This window comes from Ammoniphilus sp. YIM 78166 (genome assembly GCF_004522215.1).
In the GTDB taxonomy this organism is placed as follows: domain Bacteria; phylum Bacillota; class Bacilli; order Aneurinibacillales; family RAOX-1; genus YIM-78166.
Genome location: NZ_SDLR01000002.1, coordinates 717,747 through 736,756, shown reverse-complemented (window position 1 = coordinate 736,756; position 19,010 = coordinate 717,747). Strand labels below are relative to the sequence as shown.

Sequence of the window (19,010 nt, the reverse complement as noted above, 5' to 3'; positions counted from 1 at the left end):
TTTTATTCCCCTTCCAATCGAAACACTTTTTCCGGTTTCCCCCACCATTCTCCTTCTTGCTCTATTGTTCTATATAGGGCCAAAAATCTTCGGTCCGGGGAGTAGATTCGTAAAAGCTGACCGTCTACATATAGCGGACCCAGCCTGATCTTTTTTCCATTATATATATCTTGTACTTGTTGTCGCTCTACCGTAAATTCAGGATATTGCAAGAGAGCCCAATCGATAGGCTTAAGCAGCTCCTCAACAGCCCCCCTGTTGGCCGCTTCTTCAATTTGCTCAAAGGTGTAGCAGTTCTGAAGCTTAAATGGGCCGCTAGCTACACGGTTTAAGTTTTTCATATGCGCAGGGTACCCAAGCTTTCTTCCAATATCCACACACAGCGTACGAATATAAGTTCCTTTTGAACATTTCACATGCATGGTGAATTCAGGATAAGGACCCTCTAGCGAGGTGGATAGCAAATCGATTCGATAGATCTCCACTTTTCTCGCTTTGCGTTCAATTTCTTTCCCCTGTCTAGCCAATTCATGCAGGCGAACCCCTCCTACTTTAACGGCAGAGTACATTGGAGGAATCTGTTCAATCGTACCCATGAATTGCTGTAGAATATCAGCAATCTGATCCCCGGTAAAAGTCTCCTCAACCGGCTTGTCCTCCACCACTTCACCATCGGCGTCCTCCGTAGTCGTCGATCGTCCCAGCGAAAGAGTGCCTACATATTCCTTTGGTAGATCTTGAATGTATTCCGCAACCCGTGTAGCATGTCCTAAGCATAACGGTAGTACGCCAGAGACAGAAGGATCTAACGTTCCTGTATGGCCAATTTTCTTCATTTTTAGGATTCTACGAAGTTTATTCACGCAATCATGCGAGGTCATTCCTGGCGGCTTTAGCAAAGGGATAATCCCGGTGAAGCTCATTGTTCATTCCCCCAGGCTTGCTTCAGCTTTTCCCTCACCACTTCTGTCACCTCTGTAAGACTTCCTTTTACCGTGCACCCGGATGCTTTGGCATGGCCGCCTCCGCCTAGTTCCTTAGCAATAGCTGCAACATCTACGGTACGATTGGATCTCATACTAACCTTCACGATATCTGAGTCTACTTGCTTAAACAGAACTCCCACTTCAACCCCTTCAATGTTGCGAGCGTAATTCACGATCCCTTCCATGTCCTCCCGGTTAGCTTGGCTTGCCTCCATCGCCTCGAGGGTTATGGTTAAATAAGCTGCCCGGTTATTAAAATCCATGGTCAGGGTGGGAAGAACCTCTCGAAGTAAACGCAAATAGGAAACGGTAATCGTCTCCAGACAACGTTCCGCAACTTCTCCCGGAGAAACTTCGTAATTCAGAAGATCAGCAGCCTTATGCAGGACTTCCGCTGTCGTATTGGAATAGCGGAATCCTCCAGTATCTGTTAATAACCCCATATAAATCGATGTGGCTAGATCCTTATGTAGTGAAATTTGCATGTCCTTCATTAGATCATAAAGGATCTCCGCGGTCGCACACGCGTCGGTTCTTACAAGATTAGCTGACCCAAAGGAATCGTTAGTCGGATGGTGGTCAATATTGAGTAACTTGAACCCCTCAGAAAAATAATCAGCTACTGCCCCTATTCTTTGAAAATCCCCACAATCCAAGGCAATGACTCGGTCGAATGTACGATCTAATTTTTGCTCAGAGAGATCGATGATTGCTTCACTTAAGGGGATAAATTTAAATTTTTCAGGCGTAGGTCCTTCATTGGCTAAAGTGAAATTTTTTCCTAGCGATTTCAGCATGTGTCCAACCGCCAGCAATGAACCTGTAGCATCACCGTCAGGGTTAACATGATTCACAACAAGAAAGTGGTCGTTATCCGCAAGGAAACGACCAGCCGCTGCAAGATCCAGTTTATAGCTCATCTTCTGAATCCTTCTTGATGTCATTAAGCAGGTTTTCGATTCGGCTTCCATAATCGATGGAGACATCAATCTTGAATTGTAAATCAGGTGTATGTCGCAATTGGATTCGCTTGCCTAACTCGCTTCGAATAAATCCTTTTGCCTTTTGTAGAGCTGCAATCGAGTTTTCCTTCTGGTCTTCACTTCCCATTACACTAATAAAAACCTTCGCCAATTGAAGATCGCCGGTAACTTCAACAGCTGTTACCGTCACAAACCCAATCCTCGGGTCTTTAATTTCCCGTTGGATGATCTGGCTTAGTTCCTTTTTCATTTGTTCACCAATTCTGCTTACACGAACTTTACTCATGGCCCTCACCTCGAGGTAGTATTGTGCCGTCGGGAACTCGTACCCGACGGCAAATGATCCTTGCTTAATTATTCTTCAGTCAACATCAAGCGATTATCCTAGAAGATTTAGGACGCTGGAACTTCTTGCATGATAAACGCTTCGATAATGTCGCCTTCTTTAATATCATTGTATTTCTCAATCGTGATCCCGCATTCGTAGCCTTGAGCTACCTCTTTGGCATCATCCTTGAAACGCTTCAAGGTATCTAGCTTACCTTCGAAGATGACGATACCGTCACGAATGATACGAACACCAGAATCACGGGAAATTTTTCCTTCCGTTACATAACAACCTGCAATGTTCCCCACCTTGGAAACCTTAAACACCTGGCGCACTTCAGCTTGCCCGATGATTTTCTCTTCAAAGTTCGGATCGAGCATCCCCTTCATGGCTGCTTCAATCTCTTCCATAACTTTGTAAATGATGCGATGAAGGCGAATATCCACTTTTTGTGCTTCCGCAACAGACTTCGCATTTGCATCAGGACGTACGTTAAAACCAATAATAATAGCATTCGACGCATCGGCTAAGATAACATCCGATTCTGTGATGGCTCCTACTCCGGTATGGATGATGCGTACGCGTGCTCCTTCCACATCAATCTTCTCCAACGATCCTTTAAGCGCTTCTGCCGATCCTTGTACGTCGGCCTTGATAATTACGCCAACTTCCTTAATATCTCCTTCTTTGATTTGATTGAATAGATCATCCAAAGAAACGCGTGCAGAGGCTTTAAGTTCATTTTCTCTGCGCTTGGAAGCTCGCTTCTCACCAATCGATCTCGCTTTTTTCTCGTCTTCAAAGACCATGAATTGGTCGCCCGCTTGTGGAACGTCGTTCAATCCTGTTATTTCCACTGGCGTACTTGGACCTACTTCTTTAATTCTGCGTCCTTTGTCGTTGACCATCGCTCTTACCCGTCCAAAGGCACTTCCCACAACTAACGGATCCCCTACACGCAGCGTACCATGCTGAACTAATACGGTAGCTACAGGTCCGCGCCCGCGGTCTAGCTCAGCTTCAATTACGGTCCCACGTGCACGCTTATCTGGATTTGCTTTTAGTTCTTGTACTTCTGCAACAAGAAGAATCATCTCAAGCAGTTCGTCTAATCCTTCTTGCTTCAGGGCAGAAACATGAACAAAGATCGTTTCCCCACCCCATGCTTCTGCCACCAATCCATGCTCGGTTAGTTCTTGCATCACACGATCTGGATTCGCCGCAGGTTTATCCATCTTATTGACTGCTACGATAATCGGCACGTTCGCTGCTTTCGCGTGATTAATCGCCTCAACCGTTTGAGGCATAACGCCATCATCTGCAGCAACGACTAGAATCGTAATATCCGTAACTTTTGCTCCACGTGCACGCATGGAAGTAAAGGCAGCATGGCCTGGCGTATCCAAGAAAGTAATCTTCTTCTCATTGATCTCAACTTGGTAAGCTCCGATATGCTGTGTGATACCTCCAGCCTCTGATGAAACCACCTTCGACTCACGGATTGCATCAAGTAATGTCGTTTTCCCATGGTCAACGTGTCCCATAATCGTAACAACCGGAGGACGCTCGGATAAATGAGCTGGGTCATCAATTTCCTCAATCGTTTCGAACTCTAACTCATTGATCAGTATCTTCTCTTCTACTTCAACTCCGTAATCGGTGCAAAGCAATGTAATGGTATCGCCATCCAATTCTTGATTGATATTGGCCATTATTCCAAGGAAAAGAAGCTTTTTAATGATCTCAGAAGATTCTCGATTCAATTTTTTAGCGAGTTCCCCAACCGTCATTCCCTCGGAGAATACAATCTTTTGGGGTAGAGGCTTAGGTCCTCTCGCTTCTGGCTGATTAGGTCTCTTATTCTTAAGTTTATTGCTAAAGTCCACTGAATTTTTGTTATCGTCAAATCTTTTCGGATTCCCTTTAGATTTAACTTTAGTTTTCCCGCGAGATGCATAATTTTCATCTGGACTTGACGTAGGTCCTACTTTCGGCTTCACATTATTATTCGTATTTTTTTTCTCCACCAAATTCCCTCTCTTTTCCTTCTCACCATGGAATGGCTTGTTGTTTTCCGTCTGTTGAGCAGCCGGTCTTCTCTGTTGGTCATTTCTCCCTTGGCCACCACCAGGGCTTTGGTTTGGTCTAGGTCGCTGTTCCCGTTGGTCACGGTTCGCTTGATGATTCGGCTTTCCCTGATGTGGTTTGGGTGTATTTGCTCCCGTCCCCTCTGGCCGTTTGGGTCGAGCGGCTTGGTTGCCCTCATTTGAGGCTTGCGGACGTGTAGGAGTGTCTGCTTGATTTTTGAGGTTTTTCAAATGATTCTCTACCTTGCTTATTTGGTCATTCTCTAGTGTGCTCATGTGGTTAGCGACCTCCACATCCACTTTCTTGAGCACGTTGATGAGTTCTTTGCTTGACATGTTAATCTGTTTGGCGTATTCATAAACTCTTATTTTATTCATACGTTACCCCCTTCATCTTGTTCCATATACTTCAGTAGTTCCCGGGCAAATCCTGGATCCTTCACCCCAATGACAACCCTCTGTTCCTTACCGATGTATTGCCCAAGACGGTATCTGTCAGCAAACAAGCGTATAGGGATGTCATATGATCTAGACTTATCCGTTAGTTTTTTCCTTGTGTTTTCAGAGGCATCGCCAGCTAATATGACTAAATGCACTTGTTTGGCTCTCACGGCTTTCACGACTAGCTCTTCGCCTGTAACCAATTTGCCAGCGCGCTGGGCAAGTCCGAGGAATTGCTGTACTTTACTATGGTTCACGGGCACCAATTCCCATCAGGTCTTTTTCCAGACGCTCATACACTTCTTCAGGAATTCCTGCTTCCAGTGATCGATCAAGGGCTTTTCGCTTTTTTGCCAGCGTAAAGCATTCAGCCTTCCGACAAATATAGGCGCCTCTCCCGGATGCCTTGCCGGTTAGATCCAAGTTCACTTGTCCTTCGGCATTCCGAACGACTCTCAACAATTCTTTTTTAGGGATCATTTCTTGACAGGCTACGCATTTACGCATAGGTATCTTTCTTTGCTTCATGTGATCCCCCCCCTTTTACTCATTTACATGGCGTTCATCATCCAAACCCTGTTCTTCTTCAAGTATATCATAGGAACTCTCAGGGACTTCAAACCCTTCTTTCTTCGCTTGCGTTTCGCTCTTGATATCAATTTTCCAGCCCGTTAATTTGGCTGCTAAGCGTGCATTCTGACCTCTTTTTCCGATTGCTAAAGAAAGCTGGTAATCCGGCACAATCACGCGAGTCATTTTTTCGTCTTCAGAAACTTCCACGGAAAGAACTTTAGACGGGCTCAAGGCATTCGCAACGTAGACGGTAGGATCTTCTGACCATCGAACAATATCGATTTTTTCGCCGCGAAGCTCATTTACAATCGTTTGAACTCTCGCGCCCTTGGGTCCAACACAAGCTCCTACAGGATCCACATTAGGATCAATTGAATGCACCGCAATCTTCGAGCGGTCCCCTGCTTCGCGAGCCACAGACTTTAGCTCAACAACGCCGTCAAAGATTTCCGGAACTTCTAGTTCAAATAATCGCTTCAGTAAACCAGGATGGGTTCTAGACACAAAGATCTGCGGTCCCTTTGTTGTCTTCTCTACCTTCGTGATATAAGCCTTAATCCGGTCACCCTGTTGAAAATTCTCCCCAGGCATCTTTTCATTCACAGGCATGATTGCCTCGACCTTCCCTAGGTCGATGTAATAATTTCTTGGATCCTGTCTTTGAACAATCCCTGTAATGATATCATCTTCACGGTCAATGAACTCACTGAAAATAATTCCACGTTCGGCTTCACGGATCCTCTGCGTTACCACTTGCTTCGCTGTCTGTGCAGCAATTCGCCCGAAATCACGAGGAGTAACTTCAATTTCTACGATATCATCGATCGTAAAATTCGGATCAATTTCCTGTGCAGCCTCTAACGAAATCTCTAAGCGAGAGTCAAGCACATCCTCCGTTACGGTCTTGCGGGCAAACACCTTAACAGCTCCTGTATCACGGTTGATATCCACTCGTACATTCTGGGCAGAGTTAAAGTTTCGCTTATAACCCGAAATAAGTGCCGCTTCAATGGCTTCGATTAAGATTTCTTTATTAATTCCTTTTTCTTTTTCTAAATCATTCAGTGCATCAATAAAATCTGAATTCACTGATATAGACCTCCTTTAGTTGAGCTTTATCCATATCCACATAGACGGCTAAAAAGGGTTTATCACTCTTCAGCAGGCGTTCAGCTGGAGTGTCACCCTTTTCCCTAACTTATGGTCGAAAGAACGTTATGTATGGTTTAGAATACGAACGCTAAACGAGCACTTTCCACTTTATCGTAAGGAATCTGGTATGATTTCTCATCTTCTTCGATCGTCAACATGCCGTTGTCAAAAACAGTGAGTGTTCCTTCAAAAATCTTAGTATCCTCAATGGGCTCTTGGGTTTTCACTTGCACCCTTTTTCCAATCGACCAATGGAAGTCCTTTTCCTTCTTCAGGGGACGTTCGATTCCGGGAGAGGAAACCTCCAAAAAATAAGCGTCTGGGATGGGATCCACCTCATCTAGCCGCTTGCTTAGCTTCTCGCTAACTGCTCCGCAATCCTCGATGTCCACGCCGCCTTCCTTATCGATATACACACGCAAAAACCAATTACTTCCCTCTTTTACATATTCTATATCAACGAGCTCAATGCTCAAGCCTGCGAGGATGGGTGTCACGAGTTCTTCTACAACAGCGGTCACATTCTTACCCATCGAAATGCCTCCTTCAAATTAGCAGTGAAAATTGGGGACGGTCAAGAAATGTTGGCTCACCAACTTTCTCGACGGTAAAACGAAAGAGTGGGTTTCCCCACTCTCACTCATCCAGTATCTTCAGTATTTCCAAAAAGATTATACCATAATCCTACAGTCCAGGCAATAACAGCTCTTAAGAAGCTGGCGATCATCGAAGCTGAGTTGGTGTCTGGAACAAATAGATGTAAGTGGAAAAAGGTTAACTATTTGCTTAAGATAATCATAAACAGTTTCCTCTAGTAGGACTTTTTCCATCTAAAATACGTTCACGTCACGTAGTCAATCCATTCCCAGATCAATAAGTAAACTTTCTCCACTTATTCGTATCTCTGTTTAAGCATTTTTTCTAAATAAGTGGCGATTTTCCATCTATTACTTCCTTCATCCTACCCATCCCCTAAAACAAGGACAACTGATTCGTTTCCGGCAATCCCTTCAAGCAGCCCTGCTCCTGCAAGTACTCAATCACCGTCTTCGAAACCTTAGACCGCTGCTGCAAGTCCTCAATAGAAAGAAACTCTCCATTTTCTCGAGAAGCGGCAATACTGATTGCCGCGTTCGTTCCAACTCCTGGCAGGGAATTGAAAGGAGGAAGGAGTCCATCTTCTTCCACAAGAAATTGCGTCGCATGGGAACGGTAGAGATCTAGGTTCTTGAAGTGGAATCCGCGCTCGCACATCTCAAGCGCAATCTCTAATACGGTGAGCAGGTTTTTCTCTTTCGGCGAAGCATCGTTTCCTTTTCTTTCGATTTCTTCGATTTTTGGTCGGATGGCCGCACTTCCCTTGACCATCGTCGGAATATCGAAGTCATCGGCACGAACCGTAAAGTACGTTGCGTAATAATGGATGGGATAATGAACTTTAAAGTAGGCGATTCGCACAGCCATTAATACATAAGCTGTGGCGTGCGCCTTCGGGAACATGTACTTGATCTGTTTACATGACCAAATATACCAATCCGGTACTTTATTATTCTTCATTTCTTCTTCCATCTCTGGCGTAAGACCCTTTCCTTTACGGACACTTTCCATGATCTTAAAGGCTAAGCTCGGCTCTAATCCTTTATACATCAAATACACCATGATATCATCGCGACAACCGATAACGTCTTTAAGCGTACATGTTCCTTTGCGAATCAATTCTTGGGCATTATTAAGCCAAACATCGGTACCATGAGATAGTCCCGAGATCTGTACTAGCTCCGCAAAGGTAGAAGGCTTCGTATCTTCTAACATCTGGCGAACAAACTTAGTCCCAAACTCCGGGATTCCAAGCGTCCCGGTATTGGTTCGGATTTGCTCAGGAGTTACCCCCAGTGGTTCCGGACTGCTGAAAATCCCCATGACCAACTTGTCATCCGTCGGGATTGTTTTGGGATCCAGTCCAGTTAAATCCTGAAGCATACGAATCGCGGTCGGATCATCGTGCCCGAGAATATCGAGCTTCAGCAGATTATCATGGATCGAGTGGAAGTCAAAGTGCGTCGTTTTCCATTCCGACTCCCGATCATCGGCAGGGAATTGAATCGGACAAAAATCATAGATATCGGTATAGTCGGGCACCACGATAATTCCGCCGGGATGCTGACCTGTCGTTCGCTTAACTCCGGTACAGCCGGATGCCAAACGAAGAATTTCCGTATTTTTTAATTGAAGCCCTTTTTCTTCTTCATACTTCTTTACGAATCCGTAGGCTGTTTTGTCGGCAACCGTACCGATCGTACCCGCGCGATATACATAATCCTCACCGAAAAGAACTTTCGTATAATTATGAGCGCGGGGTTGATACTCCCCGGAAAAGTTCAAGTCAATATCCGGTACCTTGTCTCCTTTAAAGCCCAAGAACGTTTCAAACGGAATATCATGGCCGTCCTTATTATATTTGCTGCCGCACTGCGGACAATCCTTATCAGGCAAGTCGTAGCCGCAGGCAACCGATCCATCCTCTATGAATTCCGAGTGCTTGCACGCCGGACAAACATAGTGAGGAGGCAGCGGATTAACTTCTGTAATTTCCATCATGGTAGCCACAAAGGAAGATCCTACGGAGCCACGCGAACCTACTAGATAACCATCATCGAGTGATTTTTTTACGAGCTTATGAGAAATCAAGTAGATCACCGCAAACCCATGCCCTATAATACTGTCGAGCTCTTTTTTAATACGTTTTTCCACCAGCTCAGGCAAGGCCTCACCGTAGATGCTTCGAGCGCGCTCATAACTCATTTTTTCCGTATCTTCATTCGCTCCTTCGATCACGGGGGTATACAGCTTGTCTGGAATCGGCTTAACCTCTTCGATCCACTCATTCACCTGATGAGGCCCTCTAACCACCACATCTAGTGCATTGTCTTCCCCTAGATAGCGGAAGTGCTCCAAAAATTCATCCGTGGTTGGAAAATGGGCGTCTGGAAGTTTATCTGGCTTTAGCATACTTGCTCCGCCTAGGCTTCGAACGAGGATTTGACGGTAAATTTTCTCATGCGGGTCTAGATAGTGGACATTCCCGGTCGCTACCACCGGTTTTCCAAGCTTGCGTCCTAGCTCAAGAATTTTTCGGTTAATCTCTTCCAGCGCCTTTTCATCTTTAACCAATTCTTTCTCAATTAAGTGCAGGTTATAGTAAGTAGGCTGTATTTCTAGGTAGTCATAGAATTTGGCCACTTCTTCGGCTTCTTCAATTGACTTCTGCATCACCGTTTCAAACAGTTCCCCGCGTTCACAACCGGAACCAATCAGAAGTCCTTCCCGATGTTTGACGAGTTCGCTTCTCGGAATTCGCGGCACGCGGTGAAAATATTCCGTATGAGCCTTCGAAACCAGGATATATAAATTTCTTAACCCTACTTGGTTTTTAACCAAAATAATGCCATGAGAAGGACGCTGACGCATCCAATCCCCGTTGCTTCCCATGTAATCATTCATTTGGGCAAGGTTCGTCATGCCCCGCTCTTCTACTCGTAAAATTAACTTCCACAACACATGACCCGTTGCTTCCGCATCGTATACGGCACGGTGATGGCTGACTAATTCTACTCCTAAATAATTACTGATAGTATTGAGGCGATGGTTTTTTAGTTCAGGCAACACAAAACGCGCCAGCTCTAACGTATCGATCACCGGATTCGTAAGCTCCGGCTGATTGTATTTTCGGTAGCCCGTGTTAATGAACCCCATATCAAAGCGGGCATTATGCGCCACGAGAACAGCATCCCCAACAAACTCGCGAAAATCAGCTAAGACGTCCTCTACTTCCGGCGCTCCAACGAGCATATCGTCGGTGATGCCAGTCAATTCAATAATCGTATTCGTTAATCGTTCATGAGGATTGGCAAAACGTTCAAAACGATCGATCACTTCACCATTTCTGAGTTTTACAGCAGCAAGCTCAATGATCGTATTATAAACAACGGATAAACCGGTGGTTTCTACGTCGAAGATCACATAGGTGCCCTCTTTCAACGGCAAATCCGTAGGATTGTAAGCAATCGGCGCGCCATCATTTACAATATTGGCTTCTACCCCGTAGATCACTTTGATTCCAGCTTTTTGGGCAGCACTATAAGCTTCTGGAAAGCTTTGAACCCCAGCATGGTCCGTTATGGCGATGGCCTTATGCCCCCATTTAGCGGCTTGTCCTACTAATTTTTTCACGGGTGTAATAGCATCCATCGTACTCATGGGTGTATGAAGGTGCAGCTCGATTCGTTTTTCGGGCGCCGTATCTTCCCTGCGTTTCGGCTTGATCTCATTGACATCGTTCGCTTCCATAGCCAACTCACGAGCAAATTGATCAAAGGTTACGCGTCCGCGAACCTTCACCCACATCCCTTCCTTAACCGCGTTCATCATCACGAGATCTTCTTTGTCTCTTGAGAAGATCTTCACACTAATCGAATCCGTATAATCCGTGATACGGAACGTCAGCAAGGACCGTCCGCTCTTTAACTCCCGAATCTCGGTTGCAAATACCTGTCCTTGTACCGTGATTCGTTTCTCCTCTTCCACAATTTGTTGAATTGGGCTGGGATCATCTTGAATCTTGTATCCAATGAGGAACTCCACCTTCGCTTCAGCCAAGGCAGGCGCATCCCCTTTTTCTTTCTCTTTTTCTGTTTCAATTAAAGCCTCTAACGCTCGAGAGCGATCTTCTATCATTCTTTCTTCCAGAAATGCCTGATAGGCTTCCTCTGATTCTTCCACCTTAAATTCAATCTGAACCGTCATCCCAGTCAGCTTGTTAATAGATCCCGAGAGAATGCGGTCTACTTCTTTTTTCTTCATCATCGACATCGAGATCTCATTCGTCACAGGTAAGACTAATTTATTTCCGATCATTGCCGGCTGTGTCTCTTTCATAGAAGAAGCAAAAGAGGATATTTGACCAGTTATTTGATCTATGATGTAACCCCAATAATCAGGGATAAACACTGCCCAATCGATAGGTTGGGTATAGGTAATATAGCAATCCACTAATGCCAAGTGAGAAAACGTCTCTTGAATTCGCTGATGAAAGGCACGAAATACCAAACATGGCAACGCGTGTTCCAGCTCAATATGAAACGTCCACTGTTTGTTTTGCCTACTTAAATCTAATCTATGAATTCTTCCCTCTTGAAAATATCGGCTACGATACTCTTCAGGTATGTCAGCCTGTTGCAATAGAACTTGAAATCGCTCCTTCTGTTCCAGCCATTGCTGCATCCCCAACACCTCTTGTTTTTACGGTTTCTCCTTCAGTACAAAAAGAAAGAGTTCCGAGTCAACCGGAACCCACCTCTTAGTTATTATAGCTTAGAAAGTGTTGCTTTCAAATAGTCCAACAACTGGTCAGTCGATAGTTCTTCGGATTCGCCCGTTTTTCGAACTTTACACTCCACCACGCCTTCAGCGGCTTTTGCCCCCACTGTGATGCGAAGCGGTAAACCTACTAAATCAGCATCCTTAAACTTCACCCCAGCGCGCTCGGGGCGGTCATCATAAAGAACTTCATAGCCAGCTGCTAGCAACGTTTCATAGAGTGATTCAGCTAATTTAAGCTGGTCTTCATTCTTCACATTGACGGCAATGAGATGAATCTCAAAGGGAGCAATGGACCTAGGCCAGATAATCCCATTTTCATCATGGTTTTGTTCCACCACCGCTGCAACCGTTCTTGAAATTCCGATCCCGTAGCATCCCATAATCATCGGCTTTTCTTTTCCTTGTTCATCAAGGAAGGTGGCCTTCATTTTCTCACTATATCGAGTACCCAGCTTAAAGACGTGTCCGACTTCAATTCCGCGTGCAAAACGAATTTCTTCGCCGCACTGTGGACATGGATCGCCCTCTTTGATGTTTCTTAAATCTCCATATTGCTGAACAGAAAAATCTTTTCCTGGGGTCACATTCTTCAAGTGATAATCCACTTCACCGGCACCCGTAACCGCATTAACCATATCCTTCACGGCATGATCGGCAACAACCGTTACTTTCTTGCCTTCTAATCCTATTGGTCCTACGAATCCGACAGGAGAGCCCAGGATATCTTTTACCTCTTGCTCAGAAGCCATGGAAATCACATTCGCATCGAACATATTTTTCAGTTTCACATCATTTAGTTCGTGATCCCCTCGAATCAAAGCTAGAACATATTGCTGATCTAGTTTAAACAACAAGGACTTAACCGTGTTTTCAGCTGGGACCGCCAAGAACTCGGCTAACTGTTGAATGGTCTTAACCCCTGGAGTATGTATGCGTTCCGTTTCTGCAGCCGCTTCCTCACTAGGTTGCCCTTGATAGACGACTTCGGCTTTCTCTAGGTTCGCGGCATAGTTGCAGGATGAACAATAAGCAATTGTATCCTCACCAATGTCAGAAAGTGCCATGAATTCATGAGTTCCTTTTCCGCCGATGGCCCCAGCATCTGCATCTACTGCTCGAAAATCCATTCCACAACGGGTAAAGATTCGGGTATAAGCATCATACATCGCCTGATAGCTTCGGTCTAATCCTTCTCTTGTTGTATCAAAGGAGTAGGCATCCTTCATGATAAACTCTCTCGAGCGGATAACGCCGAACCTCGGCCTTACTTCATCGCGATATTTTGTTTGAATTTGGTAAAGATTAACAGGAAGCTTCTTATAAGAGTTAATCCCGTCACGGGCGATGCTTGTCACGACTTCTTCATGAGTAGGACCCAGTACAAAGCTGCGGTCATGGCGATCCTTAAGCCTCATTAATTCCGGTCCATAAGCTTCCCATCGACCCGTTTCTTGCCATAACTCCGCTGGCTGAATGGCAGGCATGGAAATCTCTTGTGCACCTGATCGGTCCATTTCTTCCCGGACAATTTGTGTAACTTTACGTAAAACTCGGTAACCAAGGGGTAGATAGGAATAAACCCCTGATACCAATTGCCGGATAAATCCAGCACGCAGCATTAATTGATGGCTCGCGATCTCCGCTTCTGATGGCACTTCACGGAGCGTCGGTAAAAACAAGCTAGATTGACGCAAATCCTTCATCCTCCTTAAACACATGCACAGCTTCTAATTTAAAAGAAAAAGCGTTGTATATCGTTCCATGTAATAACTAATATCAGCAGCATCAAAAACGCAAAGCCTAGAAAGTGAACCATTCCTTCTTTTTGTGGATCAACAGGCCTCCCGCGTAAACCTTCTAACCCAAGGAATACGAGACGCCCCCCATCAAGCGCGGGTAATGGCAGCAGGTTGATGATCCCTAAATTGATGCTCAATATCGCAGACCACTTCAAGAGGATCGCTATTCCTCTTTCCGCTGCTTCATAGGTATAGTTGAATATCCCAACAGGACCTGACAATTCATCCATAGATACCTTGCCTGTCACTAACATGCCTAGGCCTTTAAAGATTAACGTAGAAAACTGCCATGTCGTTTCACCAGCATATTGAACCGATTGACCCACTTCACGGCTTACCGGCGGATAAACGCCAATTTTCCCAACCGTCTGGCCCTCTACATCTACGGATTCCGTAACCAATGGTACTCTAAACTGCTCCTTGTTGCGTTCAATAGTAAAAATCAACTCTTTGCCTGGTGATTGGCTTACGATTTTGACGATATCCTCCCACGTTTGAACTTCCTGGTTCTCGACTTGCAAGATGCGATCGCCTTCCTGCAGCTGGGCTCGTTCGGCAGGACCGCCTTCACTAATCTTTCCTAGGATGGGTTGGTTAACAGGGGTGCCGTAGGACAGGGCCATCACCATCAAAAGAATAAATGCTAAGATGAAATTAGCCGCAGGCCCAGCAAATATAGCTGCTGCACGCTGACCAATCGTCTTACTGCCAAACTGTCTGTCCCATGGGGCAATTTGGATTTCTTGACCTTGATGAACGAGATGCGCCTGTGGATGGACAGACCACTTGTTCAACTCACCGTCAACATAAGCCTCGATCTGCAACTTACGGTCTAAGTCAGCTCTTTCCACAGAAATGATCTCAGCATGTGGATATGCGCTTAAGGGGTCCACTATAATCTTAACCACTTGGTTATTCTCGACGAGGATACCCACTTCCTGCCCAGGATTAATCTTAATGACCTCGGGATCCTCCCCTGCCATTCGGACAAAACCGCCAATGGGTAAGAGGCGCAGCGTATACGTAGTTTCTCCTTTTTTAAATGAGAACAGCTTGGGTCCCATTCCAAGCGCAAATTCGCGACATAGAATTCCTGCACGCTTGGCAAAAACTAAATGGCCTAATTCATGGAAAAATACCAAGGCACCAAACACAAGAATGATGGATAATACCTCAAACATAATACCCCACCTTTCCGGCTAAATTACTAGTTTTTTAAACTAGGCTGGCTTCTCTTCGTGCCCAATGATCGGCTTCCCAAATTGCCTCTAACTGCGGTTCGGCTATCATCTGATGCTTTTCCAACACTTTCTCAATCTTTGGCTCTATCTCAGCAAAAGGAATAAGCCCCTTTAAGAAACGATCGACGATCACTTCGTTGGCTGCATTTAGCACGGTGGGCATTGTCGCGCCCATCTCACCGCACTGATAGGCTAGCTTCAATGCAGGATATCTGCTCCAATCAATTGGAGCGAAATTCAAAGAAAAAATCTGGTTGAAATCAAGAGAAGGTGTTTGCAGTGGAATGCGCTCCGGTTGGGTCATGGCATATTGAATTGGAATCTTCATGTCAGGCGTCCCAACTTGGGCCATGATCGCCCGATCAGAAAATTCCACCATAGAATGCACAATACTCTCTCGGTGCAGAACACACTCAATCTGAGAAAAGGGCAGAGAAAATAACCAATGCGCTTCAATCACTTCCAAGCCTTTATTCATCATTGTAGCAGAATCAATGGTGATTTTCGCCCCCATTTTCCAATTAGGGTGGCTTAGTGCTTGTTCAACGGTGACTTGATGCAACTCTTCTCTTGACTTGTCACGGAAAGAACCTCCCGATGCAGTCAAGATAATACGCTTAATGGCTTTCCGATCTTCCCCTTGCAAGCACTGATAAATAGCAGAGTGTTCACTATCGATAGGCAAGATCTGTACATTTTTCTCGGCCGCTAGTTTCATCACGATATGCCCTGCTGAAACTAAGGTTTCCTTATTAGCTAATCCAATCGTCTTTCCTGCTTCTATAGCAAGAAGCGTTGGTGCCAACCCGACACTACCAACCATCGCTGATACGACAAAATCGGCTTGTGGATGCGTAGCCACTTCTGCTACGCCATCTACACCATATGTAACTTTAATATCTAGAGGTATATGTTGACGTACCTTATCTGCTAATTCCTTGGTTGCAACTGAAACCAGACGAGGTCGAAAGCGATTCGCCTGCTTGACTAATACTTCCCAATTCGTTCCCGCTGCTAAGGCTGCAACATGAAAACGTTCCGGGTGCTCTTCAACAACTTCTAAGGTCTGGGTTCCAATCGAACCGGTCGACCCAAGTATAGATATGGATTTCAAAATGGCTCTCCTTTCCTCAGTCTAAATTAAAGACAATAGGTGTAAGACTGGAAATACAAACAACAGGCTGTCAAAGCGATCCAATGCTCCCCCGTGTCCAGGCAGGATTTGTCCTGAATCTTTCACCCCAAGCGTTCGCTTCACTGCAGATTCTACCAAATCCCCTAACTGACCAAACGTAGAAACAGCCAAGGCTAAAACCAAAGCATAAGTAGTAGAGAGTTGCTCTGTAAACACAGAGAGCACTACTAAAACGAAAATAGCCACAATAATGCCGCCTAAAGACCCTTCTACGGTTTTATTTGGACTTATTTCAGGCCAAAGCTTACGCTTTCCAATCGCCTTTCCCACGAAATAGGCCGCTGTGTCTGTCGCCCATGTGGCAAGCAACACCGCTAAAGTTAAGACAAGCCCATTCTCAAGTAATCGTGTTTCTAACATAAGATGCAAGGAAACGCCTAAATAGACTGAGCCCATAAAAATATAGGAAACCTCGTGAATGGAGGATTTATTCTTACTTAACACTGCTATAGCCAGGAGGACTAGTAACTGTAGAAGAATAGCTTCAACAGTCAAACCACCTGTAATTTGACTTGGCAAAAAATAATAGGTGGTAAAGGCCAATCCTGCCATGGAGGAAAGACTCCAGATCGAGATCTCATTCATTTTTAACCACTCGTAGTATCCTACCAACGCGATTAAAAAAAGGAGGACTCCGTAACTAACTCCCCCTAAAAACAGAAGGGAAAGAAACACAGCCCCTCCTATCGCTCCAGTTATGATTCTTGTCTTCAACGTTTATCCACTCCAACTAGACCCCGCCATACCTGCGACTGCGGTGCTGGTATTCAAATATGGCTTGATAAAATTCTTCGCGAGTAAAATCAGGCCAGTAGACTTCGCTAAACCACAGTTCTGAATATGCTAACTGCCAGAGCATGAAGTTACTCAACCGCACTTCCCCACTTGTTCGAATGAGAAGATCCGGATCAGGCAATCCTTCAGTAAACAAGTACTGGTTCATGGTTTGTTCCGAGATGTCTTGGATATCTAGGTTGTCGTTTTTCACTTCTTGAGCGATACAACGAATCGCATGAAGCATTTCATCCCTGCTGCCATAATTTAAGGCAAAGTTAAGAACAAGTCCTGTATTCTGCTTGGTTTTTTCTTGCGCTTCAAAAACAGCATTCATTGTGTAATCAGGGAGTTGATCTTTATTACCAAGCATGCGAACCTGAACATTTTGTTCAATCAATTCGTTCAATTCGGAAAGCAAATATTCCTGGGGAAGTCTCATCAGGTACTCCACTTCATCCTTAGGCCTCTTCCAGTTTTCAGTTGAGAAAGCATAGAGCGTAAGTGCTTTAACCCCAATATCGTCAGCTGCACGTGTGATTTCCTTGACCGTCTTCATCCCAGCTCGGTGTCCAGCCACACGAGGGAGTCCTCTTTTCTTTGCCCATCTCCCGTTACCATCCATAATAATGGCGATATGCTGAGGAATATTGTCAAGGTCAAGCGAAAGACCTTCCCCTTCTTTACCTTGCATCCATTTGGTAATTCTGTTTAACATAAGTCTTCCCCCAAAAATAGGCAATATACACAAGCCCCCACGTGAATGGGGGCGTTATGATGTCACTAGACTTCCATGATTTCTTTTTCTTTTTCCTGCACAATCTTATCCACTTGCTGAATATTGCTATCGGTAGATTTCTGAATGTTATCTTGGTATCGCTTCAGGTCATCTTCAGAGATCGTACCTTCTTTTTGAAGCTTCTTAAAGGCGTCATTGGCATCTCTTCGCACATTGCGAATGGCAACCTTCGCTTCTTCGCCTTCTTTTTTCGCCAGCTTAACCAGCTCCGCCCGTCTTTCTTCCGTTAACGGCGGGATCATTAAACGAATCGTCGTACCATCGTTGGTTGGTGTTAAGCCTAAATCGGATTTCATAATCGCTTTTTCGATTGGCCCCAACTGGGATCGATCCCAAGGCTGAATCGTAATTAAACGCGCTTCAGGAACGGAAACATTCGCCATTTGCGAGATCGGAGTAGGAGAACCGTAATAGTCTACCTGCACCTTATCCAACAAAGACGGATTCGCTCTTCCGGCACGTAGCGTTGCTAGTTCCTTACGCAGGGCGGCAAGAGCTTTGGTCATGCGCTCTTCTGCATTTTGAATAACACTTTGTGGCATAATCAATTACCCCTTTACAATTGTACCAATTTTTTCACCCATAATTGCTTTTTTGATATTTCCTTCTTCTGTGATCGAGAAAACAACAAGCGGGATGTTATTATCCATACAAAGGGAGGATGCCGTGGAATCCATCACGCCCAAGCCCTGATTCAAGACCTCGAGGAAAGATAGGCGATCATACTTTACAGCATCTGGTGTGGTCGAAGGATCAGCATTATAAACGCCATCTACTTTATTCTTCGCCATCAAGATCACTTCAGCTTCGATTTCAGCTGCACGCAGGGCAGCCGTAGTATCCGTAGAAAAATAAGGGTTACCTGTACCGGCAGCAAAAATGACGACACGATTTTTTTCCAGATGACGAATCGCTTTTCTTCTAATATACGGCTCTGCAACTTGTCTCATTTCGATTGAAGTCTGAACACGAGTCGGTACGCCCGCTTTTTCTAGTCCATCTTGAAGTGCCATGCTGTTCATGACGGTAGCTAACATGCCCATGTAATCGGCAGTCGCCCGATCGATCCCTTTAGCACTTCCAGCAATCCCGCGCCAAATATTTCCGCCGCCAACGACGATGGCAACTTGTACGCCTAGCTCCACGATTTCCTTAATCTGCTCAGCAATGGAGGCTATGACCTTAGCTTCAATTCCGTAACCCATATCACCAGCCAAAGCTTCTCCACTTAATTTCAATACAACCCTCTTATATGCGGGTAGAGGCATGTATG

Annotated in this window: 16 protein-coding genes; all 16 read right to left on the bottom strand. The window is 45.1% G+C overall.

Annotated features, from left to right (window positions below; genetic code table 11):
• Nucleotides 1–2: 2 nt before the first annotated feature.
• The gene (gene truB, locus EIZ58_RS09830; protein WP_134700418.1) at nucleotides 3–923 is read right to left on the bottom strand and encodes a tRNA pseudouridine(55) synthase TruB; all 921 of its coding nucleotides are present in this window, start codon (nucleotides 921–923) and stop codon (nucleotides 3–5) included.
• Nucleotides 920–1,906 (bottom strand): DHH family phosphoesterase, encoded by a 987-nt coding sequence (locus EIZ58_RS09825; protein WP_134700417.1) that lies wholly within the window; start codon nucleotides 1,904–1,906, stop codon nucleotides 920–922. Before EIZ58_RS09825 ends, truB begins: the two co-directional genes overlap by 4 nt.
• Nucleotides 1,896–2,255, bottom strand: coding sequence for a 30S ribosome-binding factor RbfA (gene rbfA, locus EIZ58_RS09820; protein WP_134700416.1), 360 nt, complete (start codon nucleotides 2,253–2,255; stop codon nucleotides 1,896–1,898). The genes EIZ58_RS09825 and rbfA overlap by 11 nt, the downstream gene beginning before the upstream one ends.
• Before the next feature lie 107 nt (nucleotides 2,256–2,362).
• Nucleotides 2,363–4,762: a translation initiation factor IF-2 gene (gene infB / locus EIZ58_RS09815; protein WP_134700415.1), complete on the bottom strand. Its 2,400-nt coding sequence runs from the start codon at nucleotides 4,760–4,762 to the stop codon at nucleotides 2,363–2,365.
• On the bottom strand, nucleotides 4,759–5,082 hold the full coding sequence (locus EIZ58_RS09810) for a YlxQ family RNA-binding protein (protein ID WP_134700414.1): 324 nt from the start codon (nucleotides 5,080–5,082) through the stop codon (nucleotides 4,759–4,761). Before EIZ58_RS09810 ends, infB begins: the two co-directional genes overlap by 4 nt.
• Entirely contained in the window at nucleotides 5,072–5,353 is a 282-nt protein-coding gene (gene rnpM, locus EIZ58_RS09805) for an RNase P modulator RnpM (protein WP_134700413.1), read from the bottom strand. The genes EIZ58_RS09810 and rnpM overlap by 11 nt, the downstream gene beginning before the upstream one ends.
• Nucleotides 5,354–5,368: 15 nt before the next feature.
• On the bottom strand, nucleotides 5,369–6,487 hold the full coding sequence (gene nusA, locus EIZ58_RS09800; protein ID WP_134700412.1) for a transcription termination factor NusA: 1,119 nt from the start codon (nucleotides 6,485–6,487) through the stop codon (nucleotides 5,369–5,371).
• A gap of 137 nt (nucleotides 6,488–6,624) precedes the next feature.
• Nucleotides 6,625–7,083 carry a ribosome maturation factor RimP gene (gene rimP, locus EIZ58_RS09795; RefSeq protein WP_134700411.1) on the bottom strand — a complete coding sequence of 153 codons (459 nt, stop codon included), beginning with the start codon at nucleotides 7,081–7,083 and terminating at the stop codon, nucleotides 6,625–6,627.
• Nucleotides 7,084–7,522: 439 nt separating this feature from the next.
• Nucleotides 7,523–11,830, bottom strand: a complete 4,308-nt coding sequence (locus EIZ58_RS09790) for a PolC-type DNA polymerase III (RefSeq protein WP_134700410.1) — start codon at nucleotides 11,828–11,830, stop codon at nucleotides 7,523–7,525.
• A gap of 83 nt (nucleotides 11,831–11,913) precedes the next feature.
• Nucleotides 11,914–13,623, bottom strand: a complete 1,710-nt coding sequence (locus EIZ58_RS09785) for a proline--tRNA ligase (RefSeq protein WP_167577624.1) — start codon at nucleotides 13,621–13,623, stop codon at nucleotides 11,914–11,916.
• Between the two features lie 38 nt (nucleotides 13,624–13,661).
• Nucleotides 13,662–14,909, bottom strand: a complete 1,248-nt coding sequence (rseP, locus tag EIZ58_RS09780; RefSeq protein WP_134700408.1) for an RIP metalloprotease RseP — start codon at nucleotides 14,907–14,909, stop codon at nucleotides 13,662–13,664.
• Between the two features lie 34 nt (nucleotides 14,910–14,943).
• Nucleotides 14,944–16,083, bottom strand: coding sequence for a 1-deoxy-D-xylulose-5-phosphate reductoisomerase (locus tag EIZ58_RS09775; RefSeq protein WP_134700407.1), 1,140 nt, complete (start codon nucleotides 16,081–16,083; stop codon nucleotides 14,944–14,946).
• Nucleotides 16,084–16,104: 21 nt separating this feature from the next.
• Nucleotides 16,105–16,878 carry a phosphatidate cytidylyltransferase gene (locus EIZ58_RS09770; RefSeq protein ID WP_134700406.1) on the bottom strand — a complete coding sequence of 258 codons (774 nt, stop codon included), beginning with the start codon at nucleotides 16,876–16,878 and terminating at the stop codon, nucleotides 16,105–16,107.
• Between the two features lie 16 nt (nucleotides 16,879–16,894).
• Entirely contained in the window at nucleotides 16,895–17,632 is a 738-nt protein-coding gene (locus EIZ58_RS09765; RefSeq protein ID WP_240689034.1) for an undecaprenyl pyrophosphate synthase, read from the bottom strand.
• 89 nt (nucleotides 17,633–17,721) lie between these two features.
• On the bottom strand, nucleotides 17,722–18,279 hold the full coding sequence (gene frr / locus EIZ58_RS09760) for a ribosome recycling factor (protein WP_134700404.1): 558 nt from the start codon (nucleotides 18,277–18,279) through the stop codon (nucleotides 17,722–17,724).
• A gap of 6 nt (nucleotides 18,280–18,285) precedes the next feature.
• A complete protein-coding gene (gene pyrH, locus EIZ58_RS09755; RefSeq protein ID WP_134700403.1) occupies nucleotides 18,286–19,005 on the bottom strand; it encodes a UMP kinase in 720 nt (239 codons plus the stop codon).
• Nucleotides 19,006–19,010 lie beyond the last annotated feature (5 nt).